Consider the following 18,490-nt stretch of genomic DNA (forward strand, 5'->3'; position numbering starts at 1 on the left):
GTGATTATTATAGCAGTTCTTTTTCCAAAGTGAGGAGTTTCTCTTTCACCTTCAGGCCCCCGGCATAACCAGTTAGTGTGCCATTACTCCCAATCACTCGATGACAAGGAACGATGATGCTGATGGGATTTTTCCCATTGGCCGCACCGACGGCCCTTACTGCCTTAATATTTTTTATTTTTCTGGCGATATCACTATAGGTGCAGGTTTTACCGTAAGGAATTTTTAACAACGCCGACCAAACACTCTTTTGAAAAGCAGTCCCTTGTAAATCAAGCTCAATACTAAAAGTCTTGCGCTTTCCTTCCAGGTACTCAGACAACTCTTCCACTGTCTTTTTAAGCAGCGGATGCTCACTTAAATCTTTTGCATAAGGAACATTCTGTTTTTTCCAGAAAGCTCCCCTGAGCCCCTTTTCAGAGACCACCAGATAAATTGGACCAACTGCTGAATGAAATTTCCATTGATATAATTTTGTTTTCATAAAGAGATTGTATGTGAAGAGAAAGGATTTGAATGGCGGGATTCGGACCTGGACAAAAAAAAGGCCGGCGCATAAAGCGCCGGCCGTATTTCAAACAATTACTTGTTGATTACTTTTTGGATCCATTCTTGTCCGTAAGCTACGTTAGAATAGATTCCGTATTTCTTAGCTCTGGCACAACCTTCTCCAAAGCTTACAACTCCAATAAGAGTTTGTTTCTTAGACACTTCATCTTTTACGATAAGTGGTCCACCTGAATCACCTTGGCAAGAATCTTTTCCACCTTGGTCGTATCCAGCTGCGATCATCGATTCGTTGATTGCTCCGTTGTAAGCTTCGCGAGCGTTTGCTCTTTCACGGCTTACAAGTGGAACGTCTACCATTCTCATCACTGATGGCTGGCTACCGTTTTCACGAGTTACACCCCATCCAAGAACTGTAGCGACTGTACCTTCTTCTAAACCACCTGATGTTTCAAGGTTAGAATCTGCCATTTCGATTTTTGAAAGCTTAGTGTTTTCGAAATCGATTGGAGTTGCAAGTTCAAGAAGAGCGAAATCGTTTGAGCTCTTTGAAGATGAATATTCCGGGTGAACGTATGACTTTAGAACCTTTAGTTTCACTCTGTCTGAAGCGTATAAGCTAGTGCTTCCACCAGTTACTGCGCGAGTAAAAAGCGGCTTACAGTGAGCAGCTGTCAAAATCCATTTAGCGTCGATGATGCTTCCAGCACATCCTCCGCCAATGCTTACAATAAAAGAAGCATCAGTTTTTGCATCAACTTCAACTCCACCAACAATTCTAGGTACTACCTTTAAAGCTGGAAGGGCCGCGTTTGCAGACGTCATTGTCAGAGTTGCGAGCATAAGGAAAATCATTTTCATATTTAAACTCTCTTGGTTTGAAGTGGTTTATAGATTTTTATAGTTTCCCTACCCTCTGACAAGCGACGATTTTAGATGTGATTTAAAGTTAGAAAGAGGCGAAACCTTTCACTCGGGTATTACATTCTCTTACTTTTCTCTCCTTGACCGTCAAAAATCCCTCGGGCAACATGGACTCTCATGGAGGTTTATTATGGGCAAACAATCTTTTCTTACGAGTCGTCCTCATCCCTGGCATGGAATCCAGATTGGTAAAGACGCCCCAAAAGTGGTGAAGGCCTATATTGAAATCGTTCCCAACGATGCTATTAAATACGAAATCTGCAAAGAGACAGGTTATATCAAAGTGGATAGACCCCAGAAATTCTCCTCTCTTCCTTCTGTTCTTTATGGATTTGTCCCACAGACCTACTCTGCCGAGAAATCAACGGCCCTCTCTAAAGTGGCCACGCATGGAGATGGAGATCCGGTAGACATCTGCGTTCTTTCAGAGCTTTCTATCGAGCGGGCCGACATCATTATGGACGTCAGGATTATCGGTGGGATTAAACTGATTGATAATGGAGAGGTCGACGACAAGCTGATCGCCGTTCTTGATGGTGACCCCTTTTATGAAGGCATTAACGATATTTCTCAAATCCATCAAGTCATTATTGATCGTATGAGACACTACTTCTTAAGCTATAAAACCATTCCCGGTGAACCCCCAAAGACCAAAATTGAAGCCGTCTATGGGCATGAAGACGCCTTCAAAGTTGTTCAGGCAGGAATGGAAGATTACAAAAATCACTTTAATTAATCAGCGTAACTTCTGATCTCTGAATTATGAAGTCTGCGGTAGAGATGAGAGCGATTTAAGTCTTTGTGAGATTTAAGCCCCATGGCCCCGAGCATTTCAGCGACAATTTTAAGTGTTTCCTGATGATAGTTTTTTACTCTCAAGCGTTTACTTGGCACATGCAATCCTTGAGCAAGGTCTGGGTTTTGAGTGGCAATCCCCGTCGGGCAATTATTAGTATTGCATTTTAAGGCCTGGATACATCCCAATGCCAGAAGCATTGAACGAGCACTGTAAACCGCATCGGCCCCCAGGCATAAAAGCCTGACCAGATCAAAGGCCGTTGCCACTTTTCCTGTCGCAATGATTTTGATTTCATCTCTTAGGCCTGCTTCCTGCAATTTATCAGCGACGTAAATCAGAGCATCTTTTCCAGGAGTCCCGATGTGATTTGAAAACTCAAGTGGGGCCGCCCCCGTCCCACCTTCAGCGCAATCGACAACGATAAAATCTGGATAGAGCTCGAGCTTTTTCATGCTATCAATTAATCCATCAAACTCATGGGCATGACCTAAACACATTTTTATCCCGATAGGTTTTCCTCCTGAAAGCCCTCTGAGCCTTTGGATAAACCTAATCATCGATTCAGGGTCGTGAAACGCAGAATGCCCAGGAGGAGAAATGACATCTTTATTCATCGGAACATTTCTAATCTTTGAAATTTCTTCCGTGACTTTTCTCGCCGGTAAAATCCCACCATGCCCCGGTTTTGCCCCTTGAGAAAGTTTGATTTCAATCATCTTCACTTCAGGTCTTAGAGCATTGAGCTTAAAGTAGTCAGGATCAAATTTTCCTTCTTCATCCCGGCAACCAAAATACCCGGTTCCAATTTGCCAGATAATATCTCCTCCATTTTTTAAATGATGTGGAGATAACCCTCCTTCTCCTGAATTGTGCGCAAACTCCCCATCACGTGCTCCACCGTTAAGCGAGAGAATGGCATTTTTTGAAAGAGAGCCATAACTCATGGCCGAAATATTTAAAAGTGAAGCTGAGTAAGGCCGCGTACAAAGCTTGCTGCCAATTTGCACACGCAATGTTTTAGGGTCGATGTGAGTTGGGTAAAGAGAATGTGTCACAAACTCATAACCTTCTTCGTAAAAATTCTGTTGAGTCCCAAAAGCAATAGTGTCCACCTGTTTTTTTGCCCTCTGATAGACAATGGATCTGGCCTCACGGCTAAAAGGTCTTCCCTCTGTGTTGGATTCAATGAAGTACTGATTGATCTCAGGTCTGATTTCTTCCAAAAGGTAGCGCAAATTCCCTACAATTGGATAATTCTTTTTAATTGCGTGGGAGTTTTGCCATAGATCTCTTAGTCCCACGATGGCCAGCGGTAATAAAACAACTAATAGCACTAGCGCCCATGGCATAAAAAAATAAGCGAAAACTGAGAGTGCAGAAACACAAACCAAATATAAGTAGAAGAACTTCTTCATAAAGATTCCTAAAAAGTTGTCTTAAAAAATGTGGGGAAATAAATGGTGGTGACTGGGGTAAGAAATCCAGTCGCAACTATAGTGTGATAGTTTTTCTAGAAGAAATTTGAAAAAGTGAAGTGTGTCTCATGCTCATGGCCAGAGATATTAGCAGAATAATTTTTTAGGTCAACCGTAAGCTTTGACTCAATAAAATTATCATTTTATGATCCCTTTATGGAATTTGGTAAACTAGAAAATATTGATTCCGTTGACTCGGCACTTCCGACAGAAGATCCGGGCAATGCTTCGAGGGTTTCTCCGGGGCATGATTTTACCCTGCGTTTTGGGTCCCCGGCCTGGGGGGCCAAACATTGGCTTGGTAAAATCTATCCTCCCAAAACACCACCTCAAGAATTCTTATATCACTACTCCCGCAATTTTAACTGCATTGAACTCAATACAACTCACTATAGAATTCCAGATAGTAAAACAATCAGCGAATGGCTCTTGGCGGTTCCAGCGGATTTTCAATTCTGTCCAAAACTACACAAAGATATCTCCCACGCCAGAAATGGTTTAGTAGACACCACAATTTTATCTCATTGGTGGGAATTCCTCAGCGGAATCCAAAACAATCTTGGACCTTGTTTTATTCAATTCCACGAGATGTTTTCTTATAAAGATAAAATGCTTCTTTTTCGTTTTTTAGAAAACTGGCCTTCGGAATTTAAACTCTCACTTGAACTTCGCCACCCGAGCTGGTTTCAAAACGGAGTGATCCTTCCTGCTCTCGCTGATTATTTAAATAGAAAGAATATTGGTTTAGTTATTACCGATGTTGCCGGAAGGCGCGATGTTCTTCACTCCACTCTTTCGACGGACTGGACCTTAATCAGGCTCATTGGAAACAACCTTCATGAAAGCGATGAGAGGCGCCTTGGTGACTGGGCCCTAAGAATCAAAGAATGGCAAAAATTAGGTCTTCGCGACTGCTATCTTTTCCTGCATCAACCTGATGATATAAAGACGATTGAATTTTCAACTCTCGCCGAAGAAGTCTTCACGCAGATGAGTTATGAAAATGTCCCGCATTTTAAACTCGAACAAAATTTAGATTTACTAAGTTTGATATAAAAAAGGCAGACCGAAGTCTGCCCTCTTTAGTTAAGATTGGATTTGCCCCATTCGCCCCGATTGAAAATCGTTAAAGGCCTCCTGGATTTCATTCATCGTGTTCATGACAAAAGGTCCGTATCCCACGATTGGTTCATTGATGACTTCTCCGCCTAAGAAAAGAATTTTTGCATCTTCAGTCGCTTCGATCTCAAAAGCTGTGCCTTCAGTTTCAAGCACTGCAATCTCTGCGGCCTCCACCACTTTTCCCTCTGGAAGTTTAACTCTCCCACTCAGGACCAAAAAAGCTGTCGTGTGATTTTCCGGAACTGTAAAAGTTTTTTTATGTCCTTTAGTCAAACGGATGTCCCAAAGGTTCATCGGAGTAAAAGTCATCGCAGGTCCCTTGTGACCTTCAAACTCTCCGGCAATCACGCGCACACTTCCAGAACGAAAATCAATCTTTGGAATGTCACTATCCTTGATTCCCTGGTAACGAGGCTTAGTCATTTTATCTTTCTTAGGTAAGTTCACCCACAACTGAACCATTTCAAACATTCCGCCTTTTTTAGCGAATTCTTTTCCATGTTTTTCAGTGTGAATAAGTCCACTCGCCGCCGTCATCCATTGAACATCTCCAGGGCCAATAAGGCCTCCGCCGCCAGACGAATCTCTGTGTTCAACTTCTCCTGAGTAGACAATCGTCACTGTTTCAAAACCTCTGTGTGGATGCTCGCCCACACCTCTGATGTGCTCACTTGGAGCAAACTCATGAGGGCCAGCATAATCCATCAGCAAAAAAGGCGAAAGATGGCGTGCCTGATTGTTGTAAGTGAACATTGATCTCACGGGAAAACCATCGCCTACCCAGTGAGATTCGTGACTCTTAATTGAAAATAACATTTTTTTCATAACATAATTCCTTCCCTGAGATAGATACGGGTCAGGGAGTCGCTTGAGTCTTTATTATACTAAATTTTTTGAGGCTTGATTAGAGAGGCTACAAGGAAAGACTTTTCGGCCTAATGGATAATCCGCCCTGACTTTTCAGGGCGGATATTTACCCTGGGGAATTAGAAGTGTTTTTTTACAGTGTCGCAAACATACTGAAGTTCTTCAGTTGTAATGTAAGCAAAACATGGAAGGTTTAAAACCGCTTGAGAAATGTAGTGAGCATTTCCGTTGTCGATTTTTCCAGCTAAATAAGCAGGAGCTCCCGATTGCATACTCATTGCTCCAGGATAAATTGTCCCGTAACCAACGTTTGCTTTTTTAAGTGATTCAATAAGTGCCGGTCTTAGAGCTGGATCAATCATCCCTACTGCACAGTAACCGTTTTCTTTTACATTTTTTGTCGCGCGAACTGGCTTGAATGGCAGACCTTTTAGAGCTTCTTCGTAGAAGTTTACAGCATTCATACGGCTCTTAATACGAGCGTCGATGTGCTTAAGTGACATATTTAAAAAGAGTGACTCGTAAGCTCCAATGCGCGAGTTCCATCCGATCATTCCATGAGAGTAATGATCAGTTCTTCCGTGATTAATTAATGTACGGCAATTTTTTGCGTACTCATCGTTTGATGTGAAGATCGCTCCCGCGTCTCCAGAAGCACCAAGAACTTTTGCCGGGTAGAAACTTGTCGTTGCAATCACAGCTGTTCCAACAACTGATTGCCCGTCGATTTCTGTACCAAAACACTGAGCACCGTCTTCAATAAGAACAACACCTGCGTCTTTAGCAAATTTTCTGATTTCTAAAGTCTCAGGAGTTACCCATCCGTAAAGGTGAACCATGATGGCAGCTTTTGGTTTGAATTGCTCAACTGCTTTTTTGAAAGTTGCAAGATCCCAGTGACAAGCTTCACGGTTAACGTCAACAGTAACAGGATTTGCTCCTACGTTAACAACCGCTTCAAATGTCGCCCAGAAAGTCATATCAGGAACAAGAACTTTATCGTTTTTTTCAACACCAACTGCACGAAGAGCAATTTGAATGGCATCCGTTCCGTTAGCGCAACCAATGGCGTGTTTTGATTTTGTGTAAGTTGCCAGGTTGCCTTCCATTTCAGCAACGATTGGTCCACCAACGAATTGAGTTTTATCAAAAAGTGAAGCCACTCCTGCTAAAAACTCATCGCGGAAACCAGGCTCAAAACGATTCAAAGTAATAAATGGAACTTGTTGAATGCTCATATATATTCTCGAGGATAAAGTGTTAAATAACGCCTCAATTATCCAGTAGCTCCAACGAAGATGCAACCTCTCAAATCGGGATTTTTAATAACGCCGATAGTAATCGAGAGCTATTAGTGCGTACATTTTCTAAAAAGCCAGGCGTTTTTCAATGAATAATGAAAGTGCTTTAGTTTCTTCCACTGTCACACTCCCCGATCTTCCTTCTAAATCTCTTAACCAGGCCACGCATCCAGTCAGGTCGGCAAGCTTAAAAGCAAGCTCGCGCGCCTCTGTCTCCAGCGCCACATCTCCTGCCTGATAAAGATCAGCCACCCAAAGGTTGAGTTTCTTAAAACTTTCCTGAACTTTATTTTTTTCTGCTCTCGTTGATTTATCCAATTCTGTTTTTAAGAAGTTCATGAGCATTGGCCACGACTGATCTTTTTTCAAAGCGCGAAGAAGGTCTAAACTTAAAACGTTCGTTGTTCCTTCCCAAATCGCAAAAACCTGATTGTCGCGGTATAAAAGAGGAATGCCAGTGTCTTCGATATAACCAGCTCCACCAAACACTTCTAAAAGCTCACTTGTCCACTGGACTGTTCTCTTTGCGGTATAGAGTTTTAACACAGGAGTAAGAACGCGAAGAATTTTATTTAAATCTTCTTTTGAAGTTTTAAAAATATTACTCTCATCAAAGACTTCTTCGTTACCGAAAATTTCTGCGACTAAAAAAGTAAAATGAAAAGCGCCATTAAAATCAGCTCTCGCTGACTCCAGAAGTCGCGCCGTCAGTGGATGCTGATCAATAATTTTTTCGAAGGCCTTTCTTCTGGTTGAGTAATCGCTGGCAAGGCAGAGGATTCTTCTAAAAGCAGCAATCGATGTCACAGAATTATAAAGTCTTGTGACATTAAACATCGAAGCAATTTGCTTTACACCTTCGCCGACGTTACCGACAAGTTTTGCTTTTGAACCTTGAAGCCTGAGCTCCGCCGTTGGAAGAGCTTTTGTTCCCAGTTTATCTTTTAAACGAAGAACTTCAATATTGTTTAAAGTCCCGTCTTTCTTTTTGATTTCAATATAAAAAAGTGAAAGCCCACGGCTTCCCTTTACAGTATTTCCCTGCTCATCTTCAATGCGCGCAAGGGCCATCGACATTTCGCTAGTGATCGCCGATGTGAACCACTTCGTCCCAAAGAGTCTCCACTCCCCGTCAATTTTGCGGGCAATGGTTTCTGTATTGGATACATCTGATCCGCCAGTTCTCTCTGTCATCCACTGACCTGAAGTCCAAAAATCTCCTGCGACATCAGAAGTCAGGTGATTGAAGGTGGATTTTAATTCTTGATCTCCATAAAGCTCAATGAGTTTCGCAGCTCCATCAGTCATGGCCAGTGGGCATGAATAAAAAGCGCTTGAGGGATGAAAGAGATAAAGCTTTGCAAACTGAACAACGCGCGAATAGCTTCCGTATTTTCTTTCGTAACCTAATTTGACGATTTTCTCTTCAGCACTCACTCTGTGAAGATCAGTCCATCCGCGGTCAACCACAACAGTGTCGATGCGTTTTCCCCATGGATCAAACTGCACTAATTTGGGAGAATTACTCTCTGCACTTTTGGCCATCTCTAAAACGTCTTTCGTCACTCTTTCACCAAAACGTTTCAGATCGGCAGTGACTTCTTTTTTAATTGAGCTCGGCAATTTTTCTTCGATGTAGTTTTTTAAAACTTGATCGTCTTCAAACTGATTTCTTAAAACAGGACCATCTTGAAAAAATTCATTCATGCCGCTCGCTCCGCCAATAAGTTTTTTTACCGTCTTAGTTTAACAAAGGAGAGCGCTTTTTCCAAACGAGCATTACTTGAGTGGATGACTACAAAAATGAGAGTCGAGCCCTGACGCTGGAATGTGTCCTGCGTCCTGAATAAAATGTATAAACGTTTTGACGAGCGCTGAGTTATTTTTAGTGCTCCAGTAAGCATAGATCTTCATTTTCGCTGAGAAGTCCTCTAACGGGACAAAAACTGCGTCGTTGCGCGAATTCACCATGCGCTTAGAAGTAAGCAAGTGACCTTTTCCAACCACCACCAGATTGGCACAGCTTTCATTCGCTTTTTTGTAATAAGGCCTGATGATCACTCTATGCCCTCTTAGAAATTCCTGAAAATCTTTTTGAAACCCCAGGTTTTCTGACTTTGGATGAAAGATAAAAGGTTCATTATTTAAATCGGAAAGTCTGATTTTCTTTTTCTTTGAAAGTGGATGATGACGATTAACCCAGAGACCAAGCTCCTGAGACTGAACCTCCCGGCAAACCAATGAAGAGTCATTTAAGCGTGAGATCGTAATCAAAACATCAATGTCACCACTCTTTAAGCTTGAGATTTGTTTTGAAACTGGAAGCTCTTTTAATGAAATACTTGAGTCCTTAAACTGTTCTTTAAAGGAACTAATCACGTGGGGCATGTCCGAATGAAAGACTGGCCCGTTTAGGCCAATAGTCACTTCCCCTTTTTTAATTTTAGAAAGCTGCTTTACTTCCAGCTCTAAATCTCTCATCGAGTCGATGATCTTTTTTCCTTCATTAAACAAATGCACCCCTGCACCAGTGAGTTCAACTTTTCTCGTCGTGCGGTTAAAAAGTGCACTTCCTAACTCATATTCTAATTGATTAATCAAACGGCTTAGTGGAGGCTGAGTCATATTCAGGCGCTCTGCCGCTCTTCTAAAATTGAGTTCTTCTGCAGTGATAATAAAAGCGTTAAGGGCCCTCATGTCCATAATTGATACCTTTTTTGAATCAATACTGATACCGCATCGGAACTTCTCCTCTGCTTTACTCAACGTTAAAATTGAATCAGAAAGAATGCAACTTAAAAAGCGAGGAACTATGAAAACACTATACGACGTTCTTATTATCGGTGGAGGCCCTGCAGGTTTATCTGCGGCACTGGCGATTTCAAGAGTGGGGCGCACGGCCTTAGTCTGCGATAGCCAGGTTTACCGCAATGCTGCCGCTAAACATATGCAGAACTTTCCTTCACGAGATGGCATGTCTCCTTTGGAATTAAAAGAGCTCATTAAAAATGATATTAATAAGTATGAGAAAGTTGATTATGCCTACAAAAAAGTCATCGACATCAAAAAAGAAGGTCCACTTTTTGTCGGATACTTTGAAGATGGCCAGTCAGTGCAGGCAAAAAAAGTTGTCCTTGCTCATGGAGTAAAAGACGATCTTGAAAGTCTTCCCAACCTTCGTGAATACTGGGGGGAAACAGCGATTCACTGCCCTTACTGTCACGGATACGAACTCAAAGGTTCTCACTTCGCCATCGTTGGTGAACCTGAGTACACTCTGCATATTGCTGGCATTATTAAACCTCTTTCATCTTCCATCAGCATTTTCGCAAACGGCTCTAAAAGATACAGTGAAGAGAATTTAAAATTTATCCAAGAGAAAAAAATTGAATTCCATCCAGAGAGAATCACAAATCTTTCAGGTCTAAATCACAAACTGGAAAGCCTGACTCTTGATAACGGTGCCGTTTATAAAAAGAATGCGATGATGATTAGACCTCCTACTTCGCTAAGTAGTGACCTGGGAATCAAACTGGGTTGCGCTCTTACACCAGAAGGAAATTATCAAGTGGAGATGAAAGTAAAATCCAGCGTTCCTGGAGTTTTTATCGCTGGAGACTTGGCGGAAATGGCCCATAGTGTGCTGATTGCTTCAACGTCAGGATCAATGGCGGGAGCTTTTGCCTGTAGTGAAATCGGGCACGCTGAGCTTTAAATCAATTTGATCCTTACTTGTAGGGCCATTTTTCTGACTTTTAAATGAGAAATATTGTCATGCTCACCGCAAAAATCCCCTTTTCCTTTTCAGACGAAAGAGGATCTTGATATCCTTTGCCGGTGAGTCTCAAAAAAATCAATCTCGATGTCAGACATTTTGCCCTTCCCGCTCCGCTGGTCGGAAGCATTGAAGTCCACTCTGGATTTGGCGGCACTCCTCACTCTGCTTTAGAAATTCATCAGATTTATCAAAAAGACAGCGCTAAAAAGCGCCAAGGTTATACATCTGAAAAGTTTCTAACGTTAGGTTTTGAGAAAAAACCTTATGAGTTTGTTGTATCAGGAAGGGCCGATGGTTTTATCGAATCACCGACTCCTCTTTTTGAAGAAATTAAAACTGCTTTTAATGCTGAAGAATTAAAAGAAAAATTAATTGAAGACGAAAATCACCCTTACCGCTGGCAGCTTCGTACTTATGGCTATATTTATTATCAACAAACTGGTGTGATTGCCGATTTAAAATTTATTCTCATTTCTTCAAGGAATTTTAAAACCATTGAACTTGAAATCGACCTCGATCCAGAACAATACGAGCAATGGCTTGATCGTCGCCTGGAAGAATTAGTCAAAGAAACTAAAATCAAAGAAAAACTCTATAACAAAAGACTGGAAATGGCAGAAACCATGGCCTTTCCTTTTCCGTCTCCAAGGCCCGGGCAAATGGAGTTGGTACAGACAATCACCGATAATTTTTCTGAAAACATTCCCCTTTTGATTGAAGCTCCTACAGGACTTGGAAAAACTGCGGGAGTTTTATACCCATCTCTAAAGAATTCTCTTTCCCGCGGACAAAAAACCGTTTTTGTTACTCCTAAAAACTCTCAGCACCAGGTTGCTGAGTCCGCAGTCGATTTAATGCAGGAAAATGGCGCCAAAATAAAAAGTGTCACCATCACTTCAAAGATGAAGATGTGCTTAAAAGAAGAGGTCCTCTGCAACCCTGAGTATTGTGAATTTGCCCGCGACTATTACAAGAAGCTGGCCGAAAATGATTTGGTTAATAAAGTGGCCAAAGTTAAAAAACTCACCATGAAAAAACTTAAGGCCTTGGGTGAAGAATACAAAGTCTGTCCTTTTGAACTTTCTCTTGAGGCCATTGACCGCGCAGAAGTCGTCATCGGCGACTATAATTATGTTTTTTCTCCCCGTAGTTTAATTGGAAGGCTGACTGAACCCATGTTCAAGCAAAAAGAGAAACCCAATCTCATCGTTGATGAAGCTCACAATCTCCCAGCGCGGGCCCAGGATTACTTCTCTCCTTCCCTTTCTTTATCCAGCATTAAGCAAATTGAAATCAATATGGCCGCCTCTTTAAAGTCTGATCGCTTCTTAGATGAAGGAGTGGCCTTGACTCAGAACATGTCTGCCTTAATAAAAAAATACGCCGAAGAAGGTGGATCAAGACGAATCACGATTGATCCTGGCCCTTTTTTGGACATGGCCCAGGCCGTCCGCGAATTCGTCACTCGCTACTTAGAAAGTGATGCTGACATTCATGCTCACGATCCAGTTTTAGAATTATCTAATCTCATCAATGGTTTTGTTGAAAGCCTTGAGCTTAATGGAGATGAATTCTTTCAAACTTATCAAAAGACATACAACGATGAGATCTTAAAGATCACCTGTTGTGATGCCTCAAAAGAGCTGGCCTTAGCCTACAAAGAATTTAAAAACACGGCTGCTTTTTCGGCGACTCTCAAGCCGTTTACTTATTACCAGCAGCTCATGGGATTTAGTGACAAAACCAAATGTGTGGAGTTCTCCTCTCCCTTTGATCAGGAAAACCGCAAAATCATGGTAATCCCGCAAATCTCTACCAAATATAAAGACAGAAATCAAAGCGCTCCAAAAATCAGTGAGGTCATTGAACGTATTCTCGCGGTCAAAAAGGGAAACTACATTGCTCTTTTTCCAAGTTTTGAGTTTATGAAAATGGTAGAGGCAAAAATGAATCTTCCTGATTATCAGGTTCTTTCTCAAAAAAGAGAAATGAAGATCAATACCATTAAGGATTATCTTCACGAGCTAAGAGAAGGACAAACTCCAACACTTTTATTAGGTGTTCAAGGAGGAGTGTTTTCAGAAGGAGTTGATTATCCCGGAGATATGCTCATCGGAGCTTTTGTCGTAGGCCCAGCTCTGCCTAATTTTGATTTCGAACGCGAGCAGATTAAAAGTTACTATGAAAAACGCTATGGAAGTGAAAATGCCTTTGACTATGCTTATGTTTTTCCGGCCATGGCCAAGGCCATTCAGTCTGCTGGACGAGTTGTACGCACTGAAACAGACAGAGGAATTATTATCCTGATTGATCCGCGCTTCTTAGAAGAAAGCTATTACCAAACAATGCCCAAAGAATGGTTTCATGAAACACCTAGAGAGTTGGTTTCACAAAAAATCCTTCAAGACATTAAAGATTTCTGGGAGAAGAGTTCATGAAACTAACAACCCTTCCCCTTTTCTTTCTCGATCTTCAAACGACAGGTTCTAAACCAGGTGACGCCCATATTTTAGAAATGGCCTACGCTACAATGGATTCTTCAATTGAAAGTTTTTTTGTCGAACAACCTCAAGGTCATGAAGTGCCAAGGCGAATTCAAATGATCACGGGAGTTTCGACGGCCGACATGGAAACAGCGATTGCTTTTCCAGAGGCCATGAAAAAGCTTTCTAGTTTTGTTAAAAGCGTCTCGCCTGATAAAAAGGCCATTTGTATCATTCACTTTGCCCAGTTCGAAAAACCTTTTTTACTTTCGGCCTTCGAAGCGATCAAAGAAGAGCTTCCTTTTGTTATTCTTTGCACTCACGAAATCGCCAAAAGACTTCTTCCGAATCTTCCTACGAGAGGGATCAAAGGTCTTGCCGGTTATTTTGGTTATGATGCCGGTGAATTAAAGCGCGGACATTCTCACGTTGAAGCAACAAGACTCATCTGGAGTAAACTCCTGGATCTTTTAGCTGAGAAAGAAATCTCTACTTTTTTAGATTTAGAAAATTGGCTGGCCATCACCCCTAAAGCAATCAGAACAAAATACGAATATCCACTTCCCAAAGAAAAGCGCCTCACTCTTCCCGATGTACCTGGCATCTACCGCATGCTTAATTACAAAGGGGAAGTTCTTTATGTAGGGAAAGCGACATCGCTAAAATCCCGCGTGAATAGTTATTTCCGTGGTCAAAAGAAACGCGATCCAAAAAAACTGGAAATGCTCACTCAAGTCCTGGACTTAAGAGTGACAGAATGTGCCACTCCGCTGGAAGCTGCACTTATGGAAACCGATGAGATCAAACGCTTAAACCCCCGCTATAACATTGCGCTCAAAAAAGGACAACGCTCTCTGGTCTTTTTTGACCGGGATTTTATCTCTCTTTCATCAACTCCTGATGAAATTCATACGATTGGGCCTTTTTCTCATGCCATGGTGTTTGAGGCCATGATGAAATTCATCGAATACTTAAAAGAAAAAGACCAAAAACTTCCAGATGAAAATACATTTTTTGATACAATAGAACCGGAATTGATCAAAGAGGGATTTGAACTTTTTTGCGAAACTCACGGTTTTTCTCCCGAAACTTTTACATCCATGCGTTCTGTGATTGCTCAAGGAATTTTGTGGCATAGACAAGAAGAACCGGAAGAAGAAATAGCAGACTTTGATGAAGAGGCCCAAGAAGAGATTGATGAAACGTTAGAAGAAGCGGAAGTTCTTCTCACTCCTCTTGATGTTGCGGCCAAATTTGAACGACATTTCACTCGCATCGGCAAAAGCTACCTGCGTGCTCGAAAAATTAATCGCATGCTCAATGCTGACATTGATTTCTCACCGGTGAACTATCCTGCTCGCTTACTAAAAATTAGAAATGGTTACTTAGAAAGTAATGAGCATTCGCGCATTCATCATAGTTGGGCCGATCATTCGATTGAAACCTATGACCGCATGACCGTTCTTTTAAGTGAGCTTGATAGAGTACGCTCACAAGATGGAACTTACCACATTACCTTTGTTGAGTAATTTGTGAAAAGTTATTCTTGTTATAAGATCAAGACCGTTGTCTTTGCTCCTTCTTTTTCATAGACTCCGTCCGATGAAAACAAAACTTTTAACGACACTTATATTCTCTCTTATCACTCTAAACGCTCACGCAGTAAGAACACTTAACTGCACGCCTTCAATTGATGATCGCCTGAGCCTCGATATCACTTTTTCCAAAGACATCTCTCCTGAAAGACCATTTATTGGCCTTTACGAGTTTGGTGCGACTCTAAAAGTAAAAAAGCAAAATTCTAACCAAACGTACACAAATTCAAATGTCCGCATCACTCCGGAAGTTTATACGACAGATACAAATCTACGTGGAGACGCTGCTGGAATTTACTTACGACTTTACCCGCACTTTGATGGACGCAACGTTTTTACTCACTACACGGGGCAAGTATTAATCAATGACCTTGATGTAAGAGCTTATTTCAATTTCACAGACAGTTATGGGCAACCAGGATTTGTTTGCCGATAAATTAAGCGTCGGCAAATTTTAAAATCACTGAGCCAAGTACAATGCAAAGAATGCCCAGAACATGGGCGATTTCAATTCTTTCCGAATATAAAAGCCAGCCAATTAAAACAGCAACAGCTGTCCCCATCCCCGACCAGATAGCATAGGCCGTTCCAATAGGAATCGTTTTAACGACTAAAGAAAGCATATAAATCGTCAGACCATAAAAGAAAAGCACACCAAAATTGGGAAGCCAATTAGTCATGCCATTTGAATGCTTCAGTGAAACAGTGCCTAGAACTTCAGAGACAATGGCGATTGTTAGATAAACCCAACTCATACATTAAACATTCGGCCGAGTTCTTTTGAAATTTCTTCAACAGAATAAAGCGTAGACTCAAAAGGTTTATAAGAAAGGCCTTCATTCTCTTCTAAAAAGAATCCATCGCTATCGACACTGGAAACATGATGGGCAGCAAAGTCTTGTGCCAGAAGTGAAAGCTCAATTGGTGAAACCGGAGGATTCACCTTCATGCCTTCAAAAGAAAGCGACTGAAATTCATTGGGATTAACGAAGTAGCGGGCAAAATCGTTTTTTAATACGTAGAAAGCATAATTACTTGTCTCTTCAAGTTCCTGCATATCCTTGTGGATGACAAAAAACTGAGATGTCATGCGGTTGTAGCGAAGATCAGTTGGTGGAAACGGGATCAAGCGGCCCATAATCTCTACCGCTTCAAGGCCTTGACTCACGTAAAGGCCTGCGCGATTGAAGTCTTTAAGTCCTCTGTTTTTGATCTCAAGATTGTTGAGATAAAAAAGAATTTCTCCCTCTGTTGATAAAACGAAAGGGAGATTTTGCGACATCGGGAAATACTCGTTGTAGTGCTTGGTTAAAAGCGTGAGAGTTCCCTGGTTAGTGCTCTTTAAAAGCACTCTGGCATTTCTAGCCGTTTCCATTATTAGCCCTGTGCAAATGTTCCCGGGCGACCTTTTGGAATTGCAGCGATTAACTTCTGCGTGTAAGCATTTTGTGGATTGTTGTAGATTGTTTCTGCATCTGCAAGTTCAACAATCTTTCCGCTGTTCATAACAGCGATTTCATCCGACATGTACTTAACAACTGAAAGGTCGTGAGAAATAAAAATATATGTCAGTCCCATCTCGTCTTGAAGGTCCTGAAGCAGGTTTAAGACCTGCGCCTGAACAGACACATCGAGAGCAGAAACTGATTCGTCACAAATTAAAAATTCTGGTTTTAAAGTCAGAGCGCGCGCAATACAAATACGCTGTCTCTGTCCACCTGAGAACTCATGCGGGTAACGGTTAAGAGCATCGGCCGAAAGACCTACTTTCTCTAAAAGCATTGCCGCTGTTTCCAAGCGCTCTTTTTTCGTTCCAATATCGTGGATAACTAGAGGTTCAGTGATGATATCTCCAATCGTCATTCTTGGGTTCATTGACGAGAACGGGTCCTGGAAAATGATTTGCATTTTTCTTCTCAATGCACGCATCTCTTCCGGGTTTTTCTCAATGATGTTTTCACCCATGTAAATGATTTTTCCTTCTGTTGGCTCAATCAATCTTAGGATTGTTCTTCCCAGAGTTGTTTTCCCACATCCAGACTCTCCAACCAGACCGAAAGTTCTTCCCTTTCTGATTTTGATTGAAACATCATCAACCGCTTTGAAGTCTTTAACTTTGCGGCCGAAAAGCCCACCCTTAATCGGGTAATATTTCTTTAAATTTTGAAGTTCAAGAATCACTGGATTTTTCGCTTCATCAATTGATCTTGGGACTTTGTAGTCAACCAGTGCTTGATAGAAAGCTTTTTCATCTTTTAGGATTTCATCAACTGTCGGAAGACGCTTTGGGTTTTTATCCAGTTTTGGTCTACACGCCAGAAGACCTTTTGTGTACGGGTGTTCTGGATTTTCAAAAAGAGCTTTACATGTTTTTTGCTCAACCATATCTCCACGGTACATAACCGCAACCTGATCAGCGATATCAGCAACGACTGAAAGGTCGTGCGTGATAAAAAGCATACTCATCTTGTGTTTTTTCTGAAGTTCAATCATCAGGTTTAAAACCTGTTGTTGAATCGTAACATCCAGAGCAGTTGTCGGCTCATCACAAATCAAAAGCTCAGGCTCACAGGCCATTGCCATCGCGATCATTACACGTTGTTTTTGTCCACCTGACATTTCGTGCGGGTAAGCGTTTACTTTGTTTGATGGATCAGGAATCCCTACTTCTGTCAGAAGTTCAATTGTTCTTTTTCTCGCCTCTTCGCGAGAGATGTCCTGGTGAAGAAGAATTGTTTCGTCGATCTGCTGACCAACAGTGAATACCGGGTTCAAGCTGGTCATTGGTTCCTGGAAGATCATAGAGATCTTATTTCCTCTCACCTGTCTCATGTCTTTCATTGAAAGATTTAAAAGATTCTGACCTTTATATAAAATTTCACCAGTGATTTTAATCCCACCGTGATCTGGAAGCAGTCTCATGATCGCCAGAGATGTTACAGATTTACCTGAACCAGACTCACCTACAAGACCGATAGTCTTTCCGTGAGGGATATTAAGGTTTAAATCTTTAACGGCCTTAACCACTTTTCCATCGGAGATGAAAGTGACGTTAAGGTTTCTAATCTCAATTAAGTTTTCTTGATTTGTACTCATAATAAATTCTTCTTATCCTCTCTATTTTTCCTATAAGAGAACATTGTAGCTGGCATCGAGCGAAGTTGAACGAAAAAAAGACAAGAATGCGGGATGAGTGTATTAGAAAGAGTTTGAATGGTCAAACATTAGTATTTCGACTTAAATCGTAAAGTATTTCGTGAGATAACGCGACTCAAATTATTTTAAGCACGTAAACGTTGGGCCTCTTCGGGAGTTAAAAACTGCTTTTCGATCATGATGTGGTGCGAACCAAAATATAAACGCTGATCCACCAGTAAAGTATGAGAGGCCACACGCTTTCCGCCAAAGTGGATTCCATTTTTTGAATTGAGATCATAGACCTGAATAAAATTATTGGGATCAATCTCAATCATACAATGAGTTGAAGAAAGGCTAGGATCATCAATAGCAATATCGTTTTCCTGGCTGCGGCCAAGATAGGTTTTCTTTTTTAGCTCAACAGTTGTGAGCTTCATCTCGCCTTGATAAAAAGCAATATGAATAGACATGCAATGACTCCTCTATTGTTAATCATTGACC

17 protein-coding genes are annotated in these 18,490 nt (G+C 41.5%); 6 read left to right on the plus strand and 11 right to left on the minus strand.

Annotated elements, in window-relative coordinates; translation table 11 throughout:
- Window positions 1-7: 7 nt before the first annotated feature.
- Both AC6JA8_RS12830 and AC6JA8_RS12835 read right to left on the minus strand, forming a co-directional pair.
- On the minus strand, window positions 8-484 hold the full coding sequence (locus AC6JA8_RS12830; RefSeq protein ID WP_497974152.1) for a methylated-DNA--[protein]-cysteine S-methyltransferase: 477 nt from the start codon (window positions 482-484) through the stop codon (window positions 8-10).
- A gap of 98 nt (window positions 485-582) precedes the next feature.
- Window positions 583-1,368, minus strand: a complete 786-nt coding sequence (locus AC6JA8_RS12835) for a S1 family peptidase (RefSeq protein ID WP_102244207.1) — start codon at window positions 1,366-1,368, stop codon at window positions 583-585.
- Window positions 1,369-1,561: 193 nt separating this feature from the next.
- Here AC6JA8_RS12835 and AC6JA8_RS12840 point away from each other — a divergent pair, with 193 nt between their 5' ends.
- Window positions 1,562-2,167 carry an inorganic pyrophosphatase gene (locus AC6JA8_RS12840; protein WP_497974153.1) on the plus strand — a complete coding sequence of 202 codons (606 nt, stop codon included), beginning with the start codon at window positions 1,562-1,564 and terminating at the stop codon, window positions 2,165-2,167.
- On the opposite strand, the gene AC6JA8_RS12845 is transcribed toward AC6JA8_RS12840, so the two are convergent.
- A complete protein-coding gene (locus tag AC6JA8_RS12845; protein WP_497974154.1) occupies window positions 2,164-3,645 on the minus strand; it encodes an FMN-binding glutamate synthase family protein in 1,482 nt (493 codons plus the stop codon). The genes AC6JA8_RS12840 and AC6JA8_RS12845 overlap by 4 nt on opposite strands.
- A gap of 216 nt (window positions 3,646-3,861) precedes the next feature.
- On the opposite strand from AC6JA8_RS12845, the gene AC6JA8_RS12850 reads away from it, so the two are divergent.
- A complete protein-coding gene (locus tag AC6JA8_RS12850) occupies window positions 3,862-4,761 on the plus strand; it encodes a DUF72 domain-containing protein (RefSeq protein ID WP_497974155.1) in 900 nt (299 codons plus the stop codon).
- Window positions 4,762-4,791: 30 nt separating this feature from the next.
- On the opposite strand, the gene AC6JA8_RS12855 is transcribed toward AC6JA8_RS12850, so the two are convergent.
- The 4 genes from AC6JA8_RS12855 to AC6JA8_RS12870 all read right to left on the minus strand — a co-directional run bounded on the left by AC6JA8_RS12855 (window position 4,792) and on the right by AC6JA8_RS12870 (window position 9,698).
- The gene (locus AC6JA8_RS12855) at window positions 4,792-5,652 is read right to left on the minus strand and encodes a pirin family protein (RefSeq protein ID WP_497974156.1); all 861 of its coding nucleotides are present in this window, start codon (window positions 5,650-5,652) and stop codon (window positions 4,792-4,794) included.
- 161 nt (window positions 5,653-5,813) lie between these two features.
- Entirely contained in the window at window positions 5,814-6,932 is a 1,119-nt protein-coding gene (locus AC6JA8_RS12860) for a DegT/DnrJ/EryC1/StrS family aminotransferase (protein WP_497974157.1), read from the minus strand.
- 129 nt (window positions 6,933-7,061) lie between these two features.
- A complete protein-coding gene (locus AC6JA8_RS12865) occupies window positions 7,062-8,702 on the minus strand; it encodes an acyl-CoA dehydrogenase family protein (RefSeq protein WP_497974158.1) in 1,641 nt (546 codons plus the stop codon).
- A 72-nt stretch (window positions 8,703-8,774) separates the two neighbouring features.
- Complete coding sequence (locus AC6JA8_RS12870; RefSeq protein ID WP_497974159.1) at window positions 8,775-9,698, minus strand: LysR family transcriptional regulator; 924 nt, start codon at window positions 9,696-9,698, stop codon at window positions 8,775-8,777.
- A 109-nt stretch (window positions 9,699-9,807) separates the two neighbouring features.
- Here AC6JA8_RS12870 and AC6JA8_RS12875 point away from each other — a divergent pair, with 109 nt between their 5' ends.
- The 4 genes from AC6JA8_RS12875 to AC6JA8_RS12890 all read left to right on the plus strand — a co-directional run bounded on the left by AC6JA8_RS12875 (window position 9,808) and on the right by AC6JA8_RS12890 (window position 15,287).
- Window positions 9,808-10,710, plus strand: coding sequence for an NAD(P)/FAD-dependent oxidoreductase (locus tag AC6JA8_RS12875; protein WP_497974160.1), 903 nt, complete (start codon window positions 9,808-9,810; stop codon window positions 10,708-10,710).
- A gap of 122 nt (window positions 10,711-10,832) precedes the next feature.
- Window positions 10,833-13,211: an ATP-dependent DNA helicase gene (locus AC6JA8_RS12880; RefSeq protein ID WP_497974161.1), complete on the plus strand. Its 2,379-nt coding sequence runs from the start codon at window positions 10,833-10,835 to the stop codon at window positions 13,209-13,211.
- The gene (locus AC6JA8_RS12885; RefSeq protein ID WP_497974162.1) at window positions 13,208-14,785 is read left to right on the plus strand and encodes an exonuclease domain-containing protein; all 1,578 of its coding nucleotides are present in this window, start codon (window positions 13,208-13,210) and stop codon (window positions 14,783-14,785) included. Before AC6JA8_RS12880 ends, AC6JA8_RS12885 begins: the two co-directional genes overlap by 4 nt.
- 73 nt (window positions 14,786-14,858) lie before the next feature.
- On the plus strand, window positions 14,859-15,287 hold the full coding sequence (locus AC6JA8_RS12890) for a hypothetical protein (protein ID WP_497974163.1): 429 nt from the start codon (window positions 14,859-14,861) through the stop codon (window positions 15,285-15,287).
- Window position 15,288: 1 nt separating this feature from the next.
- On the opposite strand, the gene AC6JA8_RS12895 is transcribed toward AC6JA8_RS12890, so the two are convergent.
- The 4 genes from AC6JA8_RS12895 to AC6JA8_RS12910 all read right to left on the minus strand — a co-directional run bounded on the left by AC6JA8_RS12895 (window position 15,289) and on the right by AC6JA8_RS12910 (window position 18,459).
- A complete protein-coding gene (locus tag AC6JA8_RS12895) occupies window positions 15,289-15,606 on the minus strand; it encodes a DMT family transporter (RefSeq protein WP_491636733.1) in 318 nt (105 codons plus the stop codon).
- Complete coding sequence (locus AC6JA8_RS12900) at window positions 15,603-16,226, minus strand: hypothetical protein (RefSeq protein WP_497974164.1); 624 nt, start codon at window positions 16,224-16,226, stop codon at window positions 15,603-15,605. The genes AC6JA8_RS12895 and AC6JA8_RS12900 overlap by 4 nt, the downstream gene beginning before the upstream one ends.
- 2 nt (window positions 16,227-16,228) lie before the next feature.
- Window positions 16,229-17,947, minus strand: coding sequence for an ABC transporter ATP-binding protein (locus AC6JA8_RS12905; protein ID WP_497974165.1), 1,719 nt, complete (start codon window positions 17,945-17,947; stop codon window positions 16,229-16,231).
- 185 nt (window positions 17,948-18,132) lie between these two features.
- Complete coding sequence (locus tag AC6JA8_RS12910; protein ID WP_102244220.1) at window positions 18,133-18,459, minus strand: FHA domain-containing protein; 327 nt, start codon at window positions 18,457-18,459, stop codon at window positions 18,133-18,135.
- Window positions 18,460-18,490 lie beyond the last annotated feature (31 nt).

It is taken from the genome of Bacteriovorax sp. HI3 (assembly GCF_059738875.1).

What these genes read in the sequence shown, in the direction of transcription:
- AC6JA8_RS12840 (WP_497974153.1), top strand. Translation starts at nt 1,562, where the DNA reads ATGGGCAAACAATCTTTTCTTACGAGTCGTCCTCATCCCTGGCATGGA.
- AC6JA8_RS12875 (WP_497974160.1), top strand. Translation starts at nt 9,808, where the DNA reads ATGAAAACACTATACGACGTTCTTATTATCGGTGGAGGCCCTGCAGGT.
- AC6JA8_RS12905 (WP_497974165.1), bottom strand. Translation starts at nt 17,947, where the DNA reads ATGAGTACAAATCAAGAAAACTTAATTGAGATTAGAAACCTTAACGTC.
- AC6JA8_RS12890 (WP_497974163.1), top strand. Translation starts at nt 14,859, where the DNA reads ATGAAAACAAAACTTTTAACGACACTTATATTCTCTCTTATCACTCTA.
- AC6JA8_RS12855 (WP_497974156.1), bottom strand. Translation starts at nt 5,652, where the DNA reads ATGAAAAAAATGTTATTTTCAATTAAGAGTCACGAATCTCACTGGGTA.
- AC6JA8_RS12850 (WP_497974155.1), top strand. Translation starts at nt 3,862, where the DNA reads ATGGAATTTGGTAAACTAGAAAATATTGATTCCGTTGACTCGGCACTT.
- AC6JA8_RS12885 (WP_497974162.1), top strand. Translation starts at nt 13,208, where the DNA reads ATGAAACTAACAACCCTTCCCCTTTTCTTTCTCGATCTTCAAACGACA.
- AC6JA8_RS12835 (WP_102244207.1), bottom strand. Translation starts at nt 1,368, where the DNA reads ATGAAAATGATTTTCCTTATGCTCGCAACTCTGACAATGACGTCTGCA.
- AC6JA8_RS12845 (WP_497974154.1), bottom strand. Translation starts at nt 3,645, where the DNA reads ATGAAGAAGTTCTTCTACTTATATTTGGTTTGTGTTTCTGCACTCTCA.
- AC6JA8_RS12900 (WP_497974164.1), bottom strand. Translation starts at nt 16,226, where the DNA reads ATGGAAACGGCTAGAAATGCCAGAGTGCTTTTAAAGAGCACTAACCAG.
- AC6JA8_RS12860 (WP_497974157.1), bottom strand. Translation starts at nt 6,932, where the DNA reads ATGAGCATTCAACAAGTTCCATTTATTACTTTGAATCGTTTTGAGCCT.
- AC6JA8_RS12870 (WP_497974159.1), bottom strand. Translation starts at nt 9,698, where the DNA reads ATGGACATGAGGGCCCTTAACGCTTTTATTATCACTGCAGAAGAACTC.
- AC6JA8_RS12895 (WP_491636733.1), bottom strand. Translation starts at nt 15,606, where the DNA reads ATGAGTTGGGTTTATCTAACAATCGCCATTGTCTCTGAAGTTCTAGGC.
- AC6JA8_RS12910 (WP_102244220.1), bottom strand. Translation starts at nt 18,459, where the DNA reads ATGTCTATTCATATTGCTTTTTATCAAGGCGAGATGAAGCTCACAACT.
- AC6JA8_RS12830 (WP_497974152.1), bottom strand. Translation starts at nt 484, where the DNA reads ATGAAAACAAAATTATATCAATGGAAATTTCATTCAGCAGTTGGTCCA.
- AC6JA8_RS12865 (WP_497974158.1), bottom strand. Translation starts at nt 8,702, where the DNA reads ATGAATGAATTTTTTCAAGATGGTCCTGTTTTAAGAAATCAGTTTGAA.